The sequence below is a fragment of the Pseudoflavonifractor phocaeensis genome, assembly GCF_021531815.1.
GTDB classification, from domain to species: Bacteria; Bacillota; Clostridia; order Oscillospirales; family Oscillospiraceae; genus Lawsonibacter; species Lawsonibacter phocaeensis_A.
In genome coordinates this window covers 271188-284987 of the sequence record NZ_JADYUM010000001.1, presented here as the reverse complement: position 1 = coordinate 284987, position 13800 = coordinate 271188, and the positions used below count along the sequence as shown (strand labels likewise).

Here is a 13800-nt window from a genome sequence, read left to right as displayed (position 1 = left end):
ACCTACACCGCAACCTTCACCGAATCCTGGGCTGCTGAGCAGACCAAGGATGTTCAGGACATTCCCGTTCTGACCCACACCTGCACTTGGAGTGAGCCTACCTACAAGTGGGCAGAGGACGGCAAGTCCTGCACCGCTGAGCGCGTCTGCACTAAGGATGACACTCACAAGGAGACTGCTACCGCAACCATCACCAGCGCCGAAAAGACTCCCGCAACCGAGACCGAGAAGGGCTGGACTACCTACACCGCAACCTTCACCGAATCCTGGGCTGCTGAGCAGACCAAGGATGTTCAGGACATTCCCGTTCTGATTCCTATTCCTACTACCTACACTGTTACCTTCGATTCTAAGGGTGGCTCCGCTGTTGCTGCTCAGACCATTGAAGAAGGCCAGAAGGCAACCAAGCCCGCTGATCCTACCAAGGACGGCTATACCTTCAAGGGTTGGACTCTGAACGGCTCTGCTTACGATTTCAGCACTCCCGTGACCGACAATATTACCCTTGTTGCAACCTGGCAGAAGAACAGCACCAGTGGCAGTGGCGGTGGCGGCGGCGGTGTCAGCACCTACGCCATCACCGTGGACAGCGCCAAGAACGGCGATGTGACCACCAGCCACAAGACCGCCTCCAAGGGTACCACCGTTACCCTGACGGTGGAGCCTGACAAGGGCTACACGCTGGAGACGATCACTGTCACCGACAAGAACGGCGACGAAATCGAACTGACCAACAAGGGCGACGGCAAGTACACCTTCAAGATGCCTGCTTCCAAGGTCTATGTGGAAGTCACCTTCATGGAAGATAACTCCATGCTGAACTTCTTCGTGGATGTTCCCGCTGACGCTTACTATTACGACGCGGTGCTGTGGGCTGCGAAGAACGGCATCACCGGCGGCGTGGATGATACCCACTTCGCCCCCAACGCCACCTGCACCCGCGCCCAGGCTGTGACCTTCCTGTGGCGCGCTGCTGGCAGCCCCGCTCCCAAGAGCAGCGAGATGCCCTTCGAGGATGTGGCAGCAGGCAGCTACTACTACGATGCAGTGCTGTGGGCGGTGGAGAACGGCATTACCGATGGCACCAGCGCCACCACCTTCTCTCCCGACGCGGTTTGCAGCCGCGGCCAGATCGTCACCTTCCTGTGGCGCTCTCAGAAGTCTCCCGCCTCCGACAGCGTGAATCCTTTCGCCGACGTGGCGGCTGACGCCTACTACAACAGCGCAGTTCTGTGGGCGGTGACCAACGGCATTACCGACGGCACCAGTGCTACCACCTTCAGCCCCGCAGCAAACTGCACCCGCGCCCAGATCGTGACCTTCCTTTATCGCTGCCTGGGCTAAATCGGGGAACAACAAAAGACTTAGCCGCTGATTAACAGCGGCAAAAGGAATCGAGGCGGCAAGAATAGATGTTCTTGCCGCCTCTTTCTGTATTTACACAGTGTTTCCCATGTGCCCCGGTATCCCTTATGCAAATTTTGTTGAACAATTTGTAACTTTTACAGAAAGGCACCTTAACAAATCGCGTCTTGTCGATCAATCTTCTTGCTTCCTCAAAAGTGGCAGCCTGATGTCTGTAAATGCACTCAGTCTTGAGGATGGAGAAGAAATTTTCGGCCATAGCATTGTCGTAGCAATTTCCCCGTCTTGACATGGACGGAGTTATCCCATATTCTTTAGTCAGGTCAAAGTATGCTTGAGAGGTGTACTGACTCCCTTGGTCGCTGTGGAGCTGCAACTCCGCAGCGACTTTCTTTTCCTTCTGCATTGCCAAACGGATGGTATCCAGTACGAGATTAACACTTTGACTTGTTCCTGTTTTGTACGCAATAATGCTGTTGTCAAACAGATCCCGGATTACCGACAGGTATATGTCGGTAGGGGCGCTTTTCGGCTTGTTTCCCTAAAAGCTGCTTCATCGTGACGCCCACAGAGTAAATATCTGCTCTGGCGTCGGTCTGGGCAAAGCCATACTGTTCCGGCGGCGCATAGCCTTTGGTCCCCAGCAAACGAGTATCGCTATCGCCCACAGGCTTTTCCTCACGGGCCGCATCAAAATCGATGAGCCGAATGTGTCCGTCCGGAGCTAATAGTAGGTTTGAAGGTTTGATGTCCCGATGGATAATTCCGTGCTGATGCAAAAATACCAGCACTTCACACAGCTCTTCCATGAGCGTAACGGTTTGCTTCTCTGGCAAGGTGATTGCTGCCAGATTTGCGCCGTCGATGTATTCTTCCAGTAATACACTACCGCCTTGATTCTGCTCAAGCTGCACGATCTTTGGCAGATAGTGGTGCTGTAGCGATTGCAATTGCTGATAGACCGGGTGCGAGCTTTTCAGCTCTTTACGCACATAGCGGATGCCAGTATCCGGGTCAATAACCAGCGTGACAATACTCTTTTCTGAGCGGTGCAGTTCCTTCACTTCCATCAGCATCGTTTTCTCACCTCGCAGGGCCATTGTAACATATTTCGTGACTTTTTGGAGTATCTTTTTCCTTCAAGTCAGCTTGACCTTGCGGTAAAAGGTTGTTTTTGTCATATGTAGTATCCGCATGGCCTCTGCCGCTGTGATAGTTCCACTTCTCCATTTGGCTACGATCTGTTCAAACTCCGGCACTTGGATGGGCTTTCTTCCCTTGTATTTTCCCAGTTCCTTCGCAATGGCGATACCCTCCCGCTGGCGCTGCAGGATGTACTCCCGCTCCAACTCCGCCACGGCTCCAAACACGGTCAGCATAAATTTTCCGGTGGGCGTAGTGGTATCAATGTCCTCCTTCTTGCTGACGAACTCTACACCCTTTGCGGTCAGCTGCTCTACCAGCTCCAGCAGATCACGGGTGTTCCTGGCAAACCGACTGATGGACTCCACGATGACGGTATCGCCTCTGCGGACATATTCCATCATCTTCTGCAGCTCCGGACGGTTGGTATTTTTGCCGCTCATACGATCGATGTAGACCTCGTCTACGCCCAAGGCTTCCATCAGGGCCTCCTGACGGATGGTATTCTGTTCCTGGGTGCTGACGCGAATGTATCCGATTTTCAAGAAAAAGACTCCTTTCCAAACGAAATGTCCCATTAGGGTGGCTTCCATAGATGGCACGCGCCAAAATGCGGAAACCGACCCTAATGGGACTCTTTTTGCCTGTGCCAATAGGGTACACCCTAACGGTACACGTTACAGGTACGGTAGGACGAACAGATCGCCGCCCACGTTCAGGAACATCTCCGGCATAGCAAACCACTCCATGTACGTTTTTACCTGCCGGTCAGTCAGGCCCGCAAAGTGGTTACTATCAGGAGGCGCAGCACAGAGGAAGAACGTCCCGGAGATAATGTCATAGACATTTCCCTCATCATCCCGCAGGGCCCGGTTTAGCGGTAGATTCAGCAGTTTCCCTTCCTCGTTGCAGATCAGTGCCACAGGCTCATCAAAGGGATAGATGGCTTGGATGAAACCGCCAGCAATTCTCTGCATGGATTCCAGGTCAGAGCCAATGTCCTGCACCATCGGCTTTTTCTTTGGTTCTACGACAACTACTTGCATGACCTATCCCCCTCACGCAATGACAAACCGCCGGGAAGTACTGCTCCGGCTGAACTGGGCGAACAGATCCGCATGGGTCAGCTTGAACGCCGCACTGTCAAAGCGGTTGGTGATAACGGTCTTCCAGGTGATGGTGTAGTCCTTCCCGGACAGCACATCCGTGTTCTTTGCCAGCATTTCCGCTTTCAAAGAATCCTCAATGGCGGTAATGGCCGATTTCACCTCAGCCTCCATGTTGCGCAGTTCCCGCAGTTCTTTCACCTTGGCGTCAATTTCGTAAATACCCATTAGTACATTTCCCCCTCATACAAGAATTCTTCAACATCATCCGTGGAAAACCCGGACTCCAACAGACGATCCACCGATTCCGGTGAGAACCCATAGCAGCAGGCCACGGATTTCAGTTCGTCCAGATACTCCTGCTCTGCTGTCCGGGTCTTGCCAGTCCGCCTTATCTCCGGCGTCCATGTCGGCCAATATCCCCAGTGCTGTGCAAGATGTGAAGCGTTAAACGATGCTGTTGCCTGCCGACCGGATGCGGTGATCTTCAAAATATCTCCACAGCCCAACTCGATGCGATCCGGCTTGCCGAGGGGCAGTCGTAGGAGATTCAACGCTCTCATTAGGATGGCTTCAGTGGAAGCATACAGATACACGCCATAACGGGGATAGTGGTACAGGCAGAGGGGATTGTCCCCCTTCACGAAATAGAGGTTTTCCTGCTGATCCAGCACCGTGAATGTGAAAGTGCCCTCGACTTGCTCCGCCATGTATTTCAGGCTGGAGAAGTCGAGGGCTTTTTTCTGCTCGATCAGCTGTACCGCAATATAGCTGTCTGTTTCAATTTTGGTTTTCGGCAGATGATTGGTTCGGCGCAGGAGATGGTCATTGTAGAGCATGCCGTTGTGGGCCAGCGCAAACATCTCTCCAGCCGCATTTCCCAGGAACGGGTGATTATTTCGGTTTCTGCTGGCCTTTCCCTGGGTGGTCATGCGGGTATGGCCCATGATGACCCTGCTATCCTCTGGAATATGGAAACGCAGCCTGTGGGCCTCCAGAGGGCGCTTATAGATGCTCAGGTGGCCATGGGTACAGTAAGCGATCCCGGTGGCGTCGGTACCCCGTTCCTCACATTCTGTTGCCAGTACAGAGAGGATATGGGCCTTTTCTCTGGCACCGAACCGTCTGTGACAGTCGATCATCCCAAATAGGCAGCACATCAGACTTCCTCCTCACTCTCCACAGGCTCATTGACATACAGCCGCTGCTCCTTTAAGTACCGTACCAGCTCAGGCTGCGTACAGCCGGAGGCAAAGGTGGTCCAGGACATGGCCTTAATCTGGTCATCGGTCAAACAAATCGCCACATCACAGATTCGGTCGAGAAGCTGCAACGTGGCGATGAGGGTATTATATTTGAGGGTGCCGCGGAAGATTCGGAATTCAATGGTATCCGTATTGGTGAGGTTCACGCTGGTATAGCGTCCGCCGTGATAGCCCTTCTTGGCATGGTCCAGCAGCTCTTTCGGCTGGTCCTTATAGCCGTAGCGGGTGGCCCAGCGTTCCAGCTGACGTGGCGTTCTGCGGCTGAATTTCAGAAGTTCCTCCCAGTTCTTTTCAAAGAAATAGAGAATGCGGGCAATCACTGCGTCCTGGGCTTCCTCTGTGTCACCAAAGGCATTCCGGTTCACATGGACATGGAGGCCGCAGGTGGTAGCCTGATGGCTGGTATAGCCCAGGCGGATCGCTTCCTGGAGGATTCTTGCCCAGGGCATTTCCTTCATGTGGTACTCCAGCGTCATGGGATGCGTTACCATCTCGAAGCCGTCATCCAGGGAACCGTCATGCTTGCAGTACAGGTTCTCAAGGCCGTTTCCATTGGCAATCTCCATGACTTTCTGTGCGCTGGTGTCATCCTCGCCAGCCCCGTCGATCTCCAGCTCCACGCCGAAATAGCGAGGGCCATCGCCGCGAAACAGAGGCTCCGGCTTGTAATAATAGTCTTCGATCATTTTATTCCGACGCGCATGGGTATGGCAGTCATAGCAGAGCGGGCAATCTTCATCGTCATCCTCATAGTAGGCATCATCCAGGTGGATGATACGCCCGCAGCGTTCACAGCTGGTATAGTGGCGGTCATAGCAGGGCTGGCACAAGGGCGTGTTTTCGTCCCCAGCATTATCATCCCGGTAAACACGCTCTCCGCAGCGGGAGCAAATCACGGTCTCCTCATTGGCACAGCGTTCGCAAAGTGCATCGTCACCCACCATGACGCGGTTTTCCAGCGGGTGTGTCTGACCACAGTGGCAGCAGATAAAGGTCTCAGTCATCATCGTCATTCTCCTTGATAAAATAGTCGATTGCCGCACATACCAGCGCGGCGGCAGCAGCCAGCAGGATTCCAAGGATGTCCTTGGAATCCAGGTTCAGTTTATCATTGGTTATCCCATCCCTTCTTTTCCCTTGCGGCAGTTACGCCAAAACAGTTTTGCGCAGCAGAACGCCTACGATTTCCGCTAAAACAGTGCGGATCAAGCGCAGCAAGCGGATCAGCATATGGTATCGCTCCTTTCCTGATTTTGATAATTTTCGTCCAAATTTGCAGCTTACAGAGTCAAAATACAGCCATTTTCTCTGCAAAACAGGAAAAGAGCCAGAAGCCGTAATCATCGAGAAATTACGGTCTCTGGCTCTTTATCATGTTAATAATATACGGTCAAAGGGGACGGAATAACGCAAAATGGGATTAGAAGGGACAACAATCATGTAAGGCGTTATGCCTAAAATCGAAAGGAGATTTTTACGATGAGATTTGATGAGAAATATGACAACTATGGTTATGAGCAGGATGACGATGGGTATGAGGAACAGATCAACGAGTATCTAACACCCCGGGAGGTCATGGAGTTGCTGGCCATTGGGAAAAACACGTTCTACAAGATGGTCCAGTCCGGGAAACTACCTGCTTTTCGTGTGGGAAAACAATGGAGAGTAAAAAAGGAAAATCTCCCGCAGTAAAAATGTCTCAACAGTAGAAGTTTACCGTCGCAATTTTTTTTTGATCGGGAACATTTTGTCCAAATCCCGCATGATAGCAAAATCTCTTTCACTTGCATTCAAGTGATCATATTTGGTTTTTGGGAAGTTTTCCGAATTTAGTACATACCATAAATAACGGTAGCAGGCGTATAAATCTGGCTCACAAGCAAAATCAGCTTTCTGCTGTCTACTGGCTGCGGACTGAATATTTTCTTTTGCTGTCATATAGACAACATGCATCCAACTTAAACCTAATTCCAATAATTCATCAGGATGGAACTCGAACCGTTCTCCTGTGTATACATCTTCTTTGATTTTTTTCCCCGAATCGGTAATCCACTTTCGCTTGTGGACGTTTCTGAAAAACGTACTGCTGCCTTTCACGGGAATAATATACTCTGATGTAACCGACACTCTGGTGTCGCTAAATGGCATCGTGAGAAATACTGTCTGAAGACGTTCAAAGCAGAATGCTGCTGCATAATTCTTTAATTCCTTTTTGCTGGCACCGCCTATACCTGATAACAGTTTGCCAATGCCGGTGTCCATAGCAATATCTTGCGAATCATTGTCTGGATATTCTCCAATGTAATAGGAATTTGGGGAAAGCGGACCGATAGATTTCCAGCTATTCGGAATTCCTTGTGCAAGAAATCTTCGTATAAAAGGAATGCATTGTCTTGCGTAATGGAAGGAATAGGCTGTCAGTAAGATTGGAAGTACCTTGCAAATATCTTCTCTGCTAATATCCAATACCTGGTACAGTCCACATTCCCACCCTGCAAGCTGCTCGTAGCATTCCAGAGGAAAATGCTTTTGGTGTTGATAAAATCCTCTATATAGCGCGACAAATGCAGAGGAATGAAGGGGGGAAATCCAAGACGTTTTACCACCTTTCCCCCAATCCGCTAAACGTTCATATATAATATCGCTTTTATCAAAACTTTTTATTATATCACTATATTCACACATGTCAAATTCTCCGCTTCAAAAAATGTTAGATTTTAAGTTTTTTATTTCAATATATAGTTATTGAAATGAAATATTACCTTTTAATAAACAATTGAAACACTATATATTGATTTTCTATAAAATTTATTTGGGCGGTTTTGGAAATGAGAAGCATGCTGACACATCTTTTTCGTGGTAATCTCCTTGCTGTCAAAGATCTTTGAGTAACGAATTTCTAAGGAGGACGATTTCTATGTCTAAGAAGCATCATCGCTACAACAACTATGATGAGCATTCTCTGCTCAATTTTGATTTCGATTCTGATTTTGAAGAATCAGAAGATTCTCTTATGAACGATCTTCCACTTTCGGCGGATATTCTATTCGAACAGGAAGAGGATGACGAACCCTCCGTCGAGATTCCTGCCGTGGATGTCCCATTGAACAAGAAGGCGCGAGCCGTTCGGAGCTTCGCAAACCGGGTTGCTGCCGATCATCATGTCAAGGTTTTGGAGAATAAGGAACTGCTGGCTTATGATAAAAAGAGTTTCTGCTACGCCCCTATTCCTGCCCCGCTTGTCTTTGTACAAAAGGCACTGGCAGAGCAGGTATGGAATCTGACGCAGAAAGACATGGATGATATCGTAAGGGCGCTATTCAACGATCCGGATATTCAGATTTGTGCAGAAGATGTCAACGCTGACCCGTTCCGAATCAACTGCCTGTCTGGTGAACTGGATTGGCGGACTGGACAGCTATGGAAGCACTCTCCACAGAGCCTGTATACCTACTGTGTAAATGCCGATTATCTACTGCCTGATGAAAGAAACGGCTGCCCGGTATTTGAACAGTTTTGCGCCACTTCACTTGAAGGCAACAAAGAAAAGAGACAGCAGTTGCTTGAGGTACTTGGCTATATTCTTAGTGACGCAACAGGTGCTAAGAGTGCCTTTTTCCTGCACGGTGCGCCAGACAGCGGCAAATCCATTCTGCTGAACTTTGCTTCCGCGTTACTGGATAAGCGTCTTGTTGTCAACATCCCACTCCATCGGCTCGGTGAAAAGTTTATGGTGGCTGAGATGCTGGGGAAAAAGTTGAACGTAGCAGGCGAGATCAAGGGTAGCGCCCTAAGAGACATCTCCAACTTCAAGTCAATCACCGGGGGAGATCGAATGTGTGGAGAGTTCAAGGGAAAGGCACCCTTCTATTTTACACCGACCTGTAAACTTCTCTTTGCAGGGAATACGCTGCCAGAGACTAAAGATACGGACATGACTCGAGCGTTTGTTAACCGGCTTTGCGTCGTGATATTTGATGTCAGTATCCCGAAAGACAAGCAAGACAAGAACCTCCTGAATAAACTGCTCAGTGAGCGTAATGAGATTTTCTCCATTGCAATGGATGCTCTTGCGTTGTTGTACGAGAGAAACTACCAGTTCACGCTTCCGGCCGACACATGCCACTTTTTGAACGCTTATGCAGAGACTCAGAGTTCTGTTCACGCTTTTATCAAAGACTGGTGTGTGATTAAAGAGGGAAGCTATGTATTCGGTAGAGACCTATGCGAGTCCTATCGTGCTTATTGTGCTCTCAATGGTTTCGATCCAGTAAAAAATCAAGTCATGCAGAGCATGATTGCGACTCTGCCGGGTATATCTCGATGTCGCATCCGTGCTGAGGGCGAGAACCTGAGAGGCTTCCGAGGAATCTCTGTCCATAAGGATGAAAACGGTGGAACAATGGAACAAAGCGCATGAACACTTGGAAACCTGTGCTTTTAAGTGTTCCATCACCAATAAGTAGTTCCTCGTAGCGTATGAGCCGCCTGTTACTGCCGAGTATTATTTTAATATAGTAAAGCAAAAAAACTTAAGGAAGGATCTGATTTTATGAGCGCGAAGAAGAATGCCATGGTTATGCCTATGCCTTTATTGGTAAATGCGAAAGAGCTTGCCCGTATCAGCGGAATTGGTGAGAATACGATCCGCCGCCTTATGGATGCGGGAGAGTTGGAGTACCTGCAAGTAGGGAGTCACAGGCTCCTGCGTTTAGAAGCTATTCTGGATTATTATGAAAGGCATAAGACGCCTATTCGCTCTGTACAAGGCGATCTGGGCAGGCCTGCTTAATTTATTTCATAATCCGCAACTGTGTCTGACAAGGTAATTTTTGCGAGGGTGGGCCGCGCGGCAACTGACACGCTTTCTCTGAAGCAGCGTGAAGTCCGTGCGGGTTCACTCGCAAAAATTGACTTGGCTGGCGCAGAACAAAAGAAAAGGAGATGTATCTATTATGGCAATCACTGAACGTACCGTCAAGAATAAGCGTAATTCCTCGGGTGTTTTGACCGGAAAACCGGGCATCGTCTACGATGTTAACGTCAAATACCATTCTGAAGGAAAGCTGAAGGCCCATTCTAAGAAAGGGTTCGCAACCAAGAGTGAAGCCCAGCAGTATGAGGCCATGATGAAGAACAAGCTGTCTAACCCGTCTTATGTGCCGCCTACTGCATCGCAGAGACGTATGACAGTACGAGAATACCTTGCTGAGTGGGTAGAACGTCATGGCAATGCGAACCTGCGTCCCAGCACGAAGGCCAGCTACGAAAGCCATATCCGCAACCATATCAACCCTTATATCGGAGATGTCTATTTAGGGCAGCTGACCCCAGCAATGCTGGATGATATGTTTGCAAAGCTGACTGAAAGGGGACTGTCGCAGTCCTCAGTGAAGTATGCTCATCGCATTATTGGTGTGGCTCTTGAGCACGCCAGAAAGTACCATTATATTGAGAGCAATCCTGCGAGAGATATCATCACTAAGTTTGGAAAGCAAGGTAAGACCCCGGAGCCTTATACCGTTGAGGAGATGCGTCAGCTGCTTGCATCTGCAATGGGAAATGAATGGGAGCTGATTATTATTCTTGGTGGTTTGTATGGATTGCGGCTGAGTGAGATACTTGGCCTGCGTTGGAGAAATGTCGACCTTGAAAATCAGACATTCAGCGTTGTAGAGCAGCTTCCCTTTGCGCTTCCGGCGGGAACTACATATGTCTCAGAGATGGCTCCAGTCAAATCCAGTGAACGGACACTGCCCATTACGAACCTGACTATGCCGTACTTCATCCGTCAGGTTTGGCGTCAGACCAACCAAAGGATTTTGCTGGAGTCATCCGGTGAAGACTACTATGACAATGACTTGGTAATTGCAAAGCCCAATGGTTGCCCGGAACGCAGGGAGCGGGTGTCTGCGAACTTTGGCCAGTTCCTTCGTCATCAGGGGTTGAGACATATCCGCTTCCACGATTTGCGGCATTCCGCGGCAACCAACATGCATGAGCTGACCGGGGACTTTTATACAGTGGGGCAGATCCTCGGACACAGCTTGAAGGGTATCGGCATCCAGTTAGGTATCTCCAACAACATGGAGGCGGTTACTGCGCAATATGTAGATGTCCGGCTTGAGCGCAAGTCTTTCGTCCTGAATTCTTACCATGAGAAACTATTAGAACTGGGTACTGTTGGCCTGGAATGAGTACAAGGGCGTCCTCATGAATCGTTGAGGACGCCCTTACGTTTATACTCACTCTTATATGATGCTGCAGGTGCAATCGGCACCATTTCGGCACCACAGTATTCAAATGTTGTATATAATATACAGGGCATCTTATAAATCGATTATTGTGCGAAAAAGCGAATATAGTCCCAAATTAGAGGAAACAAGCAAAGAAAAACCCGCTGAAACATTGCATTTCAGCGGGTTTGGCGGAGATGGAGGGATTTGAACCCCCGCGCGCTGTTACACGCCTACCGCATTTCGAGTGCGGACCCTTCAGCCACTTGGGTACATCTCCAGATAGAAAATATTCGTTTTTTATGAATGAATGACATGATTTCGAGTCGTTCTCGTTATGACCACTTCGATACGTCTCCGTATTTATCTCAACATCAGCACCTCAGAAAACGGGGAGAACTGATGGGGAGAACAAAGAAAAATATTCAGTTAAAGACACCCGAAAAACCCCGCAAAATCAAGGGTTTCCGGTCAGGGAGCTACCGGATAGCGACCATGATTTCGAGTCAGGCTCGTTACGACCACTTCGATACGTCTCCGTATAAAATATTAGGGTGCTGCGGACCGGCGCAGGATGGAGACCGGCGCTGGGAAAGCCGCTGCCAAAAAGAAAAGGCAATTAAGGATACCAAACAACGGGGGAAAAATCAAGCTGTTTCGGCAAAAAATCGGGATCTCCCTTGTCCCCTCCCCGGGAGCCGGGGAGGGGACAAGGGTTTATCGGGCGGAACTGTCTTCATAGGGAAGGCCGGAAAGATGCCTGCGGGCCAGGTCCAAGGCGTGGCTGGCCGCTTGGGTACGCAGCCGGGCGCGGACGGGCCGGTTGCCCAGCTTCAAAGCGCGGACATAGGTGCCGCCGGGAGCGGCGATGGCCACGAACATGGTGCCCACCTCGTTGCCCCGGTCATCCGGGTCTGGGCCGGCCACCCCAGTGGAGGACAGGGCGATGTCGCAGCCCAAGGTTCTCCGGGCTCCCTCGGCCATGGCCTGGGCCACCTCGGCGGAGACGGCGCCGAACTGGTCCAGCAGAGGCTGGGGCACACCCAGCACCCCGGCCTTCACTTCGTTGGTGTAGGAGACCACGCCGCCCCGGAACGACTGGGAGGCGCCGGGGATGTCGGTGAGGCGCTTGGCGATGAGGCCGCCGGTGCAGCTCTCCGCGGTACCCAGGGTCATACCCTTCTCCTTCAGCAGGGCCAGCACCACCTCCTCCAGGGAGGACACATCCACGCCGTAGACCTTGGCGCCGAAAAGCTGTTTGATCTGCTCCACCGTGGGCTTCAGCAGGGCCTGGGCCTCGGCGTCGGTGGGAGCCTTGGCGGTGACCCGCAGCTCACACTCCCCCTCCTTGGCGTAGGGGGCCAGCGTGGGGTTGGACATGGCGTTCATCTGCTCCCGGAGCTGGGCCTCCATGGAGGACTCGCCAATGCCAAAGAGTTTCAGGGTGTGGGAGGCGATGACCCCTTCGGACAGGGACTGGAGGTAGGGCATGGCCCGGTAGCGGAACATGGGGCGGCACTCGCTGGGGGGGCCGGGGAGCATGATCACATGGACTCCGTCGGCCTGGAAGGCGCAGCCCGGGGCGGTGCCCCAGTCGTTGGTCAATACGGTACAGCCCTCGGGGAGCATGGCCTGCTGGAGATTGTTCTCCGTCATGGTACGGCCGGTACGGGTGAAATAGCTTCGGATGCGGTCGGCGGAGGCCTGGTCGAAAACCAGTTTTTTGCCGAAGGCTTCAGCCAGAACGTTTTTGGTCAGGTCATCGCAGGTGGGCCCCAGCCCGCCGGTGGTGATGATGATGTCGGCCCGCTCCTTGGCAATGGCCACGGCCTCCTTGGCCCGCTGGGGGTTGTCCCCCACCACGGTGTGGTAGTAGACGTTCAGGCCCAGCTCGCTCAGCCCCTGGGACAGCATCTGCGCGTCCGTGTTGGCGATGTTCCCCAGCAGCAGCTCGGTGCCCACGGACAGGATTTCAACGGTATGAGACATGAAAAGGACCTCCTGAGGGAAGGGGATGGGCCCCTTCCCGGAATGTTGGGATATTGTTTTAAGGTAGATAGGTCAGCACAGCGGTCTGGGCCGGTGTGCCGGGGACGATCTCCATGGTGTTGCCGGGGTAGCGGACCACGTCGCTCCGCAGGGACAGAAAATCCTCCACCCCTGAGATGACTTCGTAGCCAAAGGTGTCGGAGCGGTAGTGCATGGGAACGACGATCCGGGGCTTCAGCTCCTCCGCCAGGGCCTGGGCCTGTTTGGCGTCGATGGTGTAGTAGCCGCCCACCGGGATCAGCAGAACGTCCAGGCCGCGCAGGCGGTCCAGCTGCTCCGGCGCCAGCTCACAGCCCAGGTCGCCCAGATGGGCCAGGCGCATCCCCTCGGCGGAGAGAATGTGGATGGTGTCGGGCCCGCGCAGAGCGCCGCCCTCCGGGTCATGGAAGGTGGAGATGGTCTCCACAGAGAAGGCGGGGGCATGGCCGGTGAGGGTCACCAGCTCCCGGGCTCCGTGGTCCCGGTGCTCATGGCTGCACAGCACCGAGTCGGCGGTCAAATGGAGACGGGACAGTCCGGGGACGCTGCCCTCCTGGTAGGGGTCAAAGACCACGGAACCCTCCGCTGTTTCCAGGGTGAAGCAGGAGTGGCCGTTCCAAATCAGTTTCATAAAAACGCTCCTTTCTAAAACAGAAC

General features: G+C 51.8%; 15 protein-coding genes and 1 tRNA gene. 5 read left to right on the top strand and 11 right to left on the bottom strand.

Annotation, left to right across the window (positions count from 1 at the left end; genetic code table 11):
• A partial coding sequence (locus I6E42_RS01290) for an S-layer homology domain-containing protein (protein ID WP_235370029.1) occupies positions 1-1344 on the top strand: 1344 nt, incomplete at its 5' end.
• Between the two features lie 31 nt (positions 1345-1375).
• On the opposite strand, the gene I6E42_RS12880 is transcribed toward I6E42_RS01290, so the two are convergent.
• From I6E42_RS12880 to I6E42_RS01260, 7 genes are all read right to left on the bottom strand, one after another.
• Positions 1376-1834 (bottom strand): transposase, encoded by a 459-nt coding sequence (locus I6E42_RS12880; protein ID WP_412761277.1) that lies wholly within the window; start codon positions 1832-1834, stop codon positions 1376-1378.
• 10 nt (positions 1835-1844) lie between these two features.
• Positions 1845-2441: a serine/threonine protein kinase gene (locus tag I6E42_RS01285; RefSeq protein ID WP_235370027.1), complete on the bottom strand. Its 597-nt coding sequence runs from the start codon at positions 2439-2441 to the stop codon at positions 1845-1847.
• 63 nt (positions 2442-2504) lie between these two features.
• Entirely contained in the window at positions 2505-3053 is a 549-nt protein-coding gene (locus tag I6E42_RS01280) for a recombinase family protein (RefSeq protein WP_235370023.1), read from the bottom strand.
• Between the two features lie 132 nt (positions 3054-3185).
• Entirely contained in the window at positions 3186-3554 is a 369-nt protein-coding gene (locus I6E42_RS01275; RefSeq protein WP_235370022.1) for a DUF3846 domain-containing protein, read from the bottom strand.
• 12 nt (positions 3555-3566) lie between these two features.
• The gene (locus I6E42_RS01270) at positions 3567-3842 is read right to left on the bottom strand and encodes a hypothetical protein (RefSeq protein ID WP_235370021.1); all 276 of its coding nucleotides are present in this window, start codon (positions 3840-3842) and stop codon (positions 3567-3569) included.
• Positions 3842-4774: a class II glutamine amidotransferase gene (locus I6E42_RS01265; RefSeq protein ID WP_235370019.1), complete on the bottom strand. Its 933-nt coding sequence runs from the start codon at positions 4772-4774 to the stop codon at positions 3842-3844. Before I6E42_RS01265 ends, I6E42_RS01270 begins: the two co-directional genes overlap by 1 nt.
• Entirely contained in the window at positions 4774-5886 is a 1113-nt protein-coding gene (locus I6E42_RS01260; RefSeq protein WP_235370017.1) for an amidoligase family protein, read from the bottom strand. The genes I6E42_RS01265 and I6E42_RS01260 overlap by 1 nt, the downstream gene beginning before the upstream one ends.
• Positions 5887-6358: 472 nt before the next feature.
• Here I6E42_RS01260 and I6E42_RS01255 point away from each other — a divergent pair, with 472 nt between their 5' ends.
• Entirely contained in the window at positions 6359-6571 is a 213-nt protein-coding gene (locus I6E42_RS01255; protein ID WP_235370008.1) for a helix-turn-helix domain-containing protein, read from the top strand.
• A gap of 21 nt (positions 6572-6592) precedes the next feature.
• Here the strand turns inward: I6E42_RS01255 and I6E42_RS01250 are convergent, their stop codons facing one another.
• Positions 6593-7564 (bottom strand): hypothetical protein, encoded by a 972-nt coding sequence (locus I6E42_RS01250; protein ID WP_235370007.1) that lies wholly within the window; start codon positions 7562-7564, stop codon positions 6593-6595.
• Positions 7565-7796: 232 nt separating this feature from the next.
• Between I6E42_RS01250 and I6E42_RS01245 the strand changes: the two genes are divergently transcribed.
• From I6E42_RS01245 to I6E42_RS01235, 3 genes are all read left to right on the top strand, one after another.
• Entirely contained in the window at positions 7797-9299 is a 1503-nt protein-coding gene (locus I6E42_RS01245; RefSeq protein ID WP_235370005.1) for a DNA primase family protein, read from the top strand.
• Positions 9300-9431: 132 nt separating this feature from the next.
• A complete protein-coding gene (locus tag I6E42_RS01240; protein WP_235370003.1) occupies positions 9432-9671 on the top strand; it encodes a helix-turn-helix domain-containing protein in 240 nt (79 codons plus the stop codon).
• Between the two features lie 163 nt (positions 9672-9834).
• On the top strand, positions 9835-11076 hold the full coding sequence (locus I6E42_RS01235; RefSeq protein WP_235370002.1) for a site-specific integrase: 1242 nt from the start codon (positions 9835-9837) through the stop codon (positions 11074-11076).
• A gap of 228 nt (positions 11077-11304) precedes the next feature.
• On the opposite strand, the gene I6E42_RS01230 is transcribed toward I6E42_RS01235, so the two are convergent.
• The 3 genes from I6E42_RS01230 to I6E42_RS01220 form a co-directional block, all read right to left on the bottom strand.
• Positions 11305-11395, bottom strand: a tRNA-Ser gene (locus I6E42_RS01230).
• A 437-nt stretch (positions 11396-11832) separates the two neighbouring features.
• A complete protein-coding gene (locus I6E42_RS01225; protein WP_235369998.1) occupies positions 11833-13104 on the bottom strand; it encodes a competence/damage-inducible protein A in 1272 nt (423 codons plus the stop codon).
• A 58-nt stretch (positions 13105-13162) separates the two neighbouring features.
• Positions 13163-13774, bottom strand: coding sequence for an MBL fold metallo-hydrolase (locus tag I6E42_RS01220; protein ID WP_235369994.1), 612 nt, complete (start codon positions 13772-13774; stop codon positions 13163-13165).
• Between the last annotated feature and the right edge of the window lie 26 nt (positions 13775-13800).

Coding starts and splice junctions, on each gene's coding strand:
- I6E42_RS01285 (WP_235370027.1), bottom strand. CDS start 2,441: ATGCTGATGGAAGTGAAGGAACTGCACCGCTCAGAAAAGAGTATTGTC.
- I6E42_RS01275 (WP_235370022.1), bottom strand. CDS start 3,554: ATGCAAGTAGTTGTCGTAGAACCAAAGAAAAAGCCGATGGTGCAGGAC.
- I6E42_RS01270 (WP_235370021.1), bottom strand. CDS start 3,842: ATGGGTATTTACGAAATTGACGCCAAGGTGAAAGAACTGCGGGAACTG.
- I6E42_RS01265 (WP_235370019.1), bottom strand. CDS start 4,774: ATGTGCTGCCTATTTGGGATGATCGACTGTCACAGACGGTTCGGTGCC.
- I6E42_RS01260 (WP_235370017.1), bottom strand. CDS start 5,886: ATGATGACTGAGACCTTTATCTGCTGCCACTGTGGTCAGACACACCCG.
- I6E42_RS01255 (WP_235370008.1), top strand. CDS start 6,359: ATGAGATTTGATGAGAAATATGACAACTATGGTTATGAGCAGGATGAC.
- I6E42_RS01250 (WP_235370007.1), bottom strand. CDS start 7,564: ATGTGTGAATATAGTGATATAATAAAAAGTTTTGATAAAAGCGATATT.
- I6E42_RS01245 (WP_235370005.1), top strand. CDS start 7,797: ATGTCTAAGAAGCATCATCGCTACAACAACTATGATGAGCATTCTCTG.
- I6E42_RS01240 (WP_235370003.1), top strand. CDS start 9,432: ATGAGCGCGAAGAAGAATGCCATGGTTATGCCTATGCCTTTATTGGTA.
- I6E42_RS01235 (WP_235370002.1), top strand. CDS start 9,835: ATGGCAATCACTGAACGTACCGTCAAGAATAAGCGTAATTCCTCGGGT.
- I6E42_RS01225 (WP_235369998.1), bottom strand. CDS start 13,104: ATGTCTCATACCGTTGAAATCCTGTCCGTGGGCACCGAGCTGCTGCTG.
- I6E42_RS01220 (WP_235369994.1), bottom strand. CDS start 13,774: ATGAAACTGATTTGGAACGGCCACTCCTGCTTCACCCTGGAAACAGCG.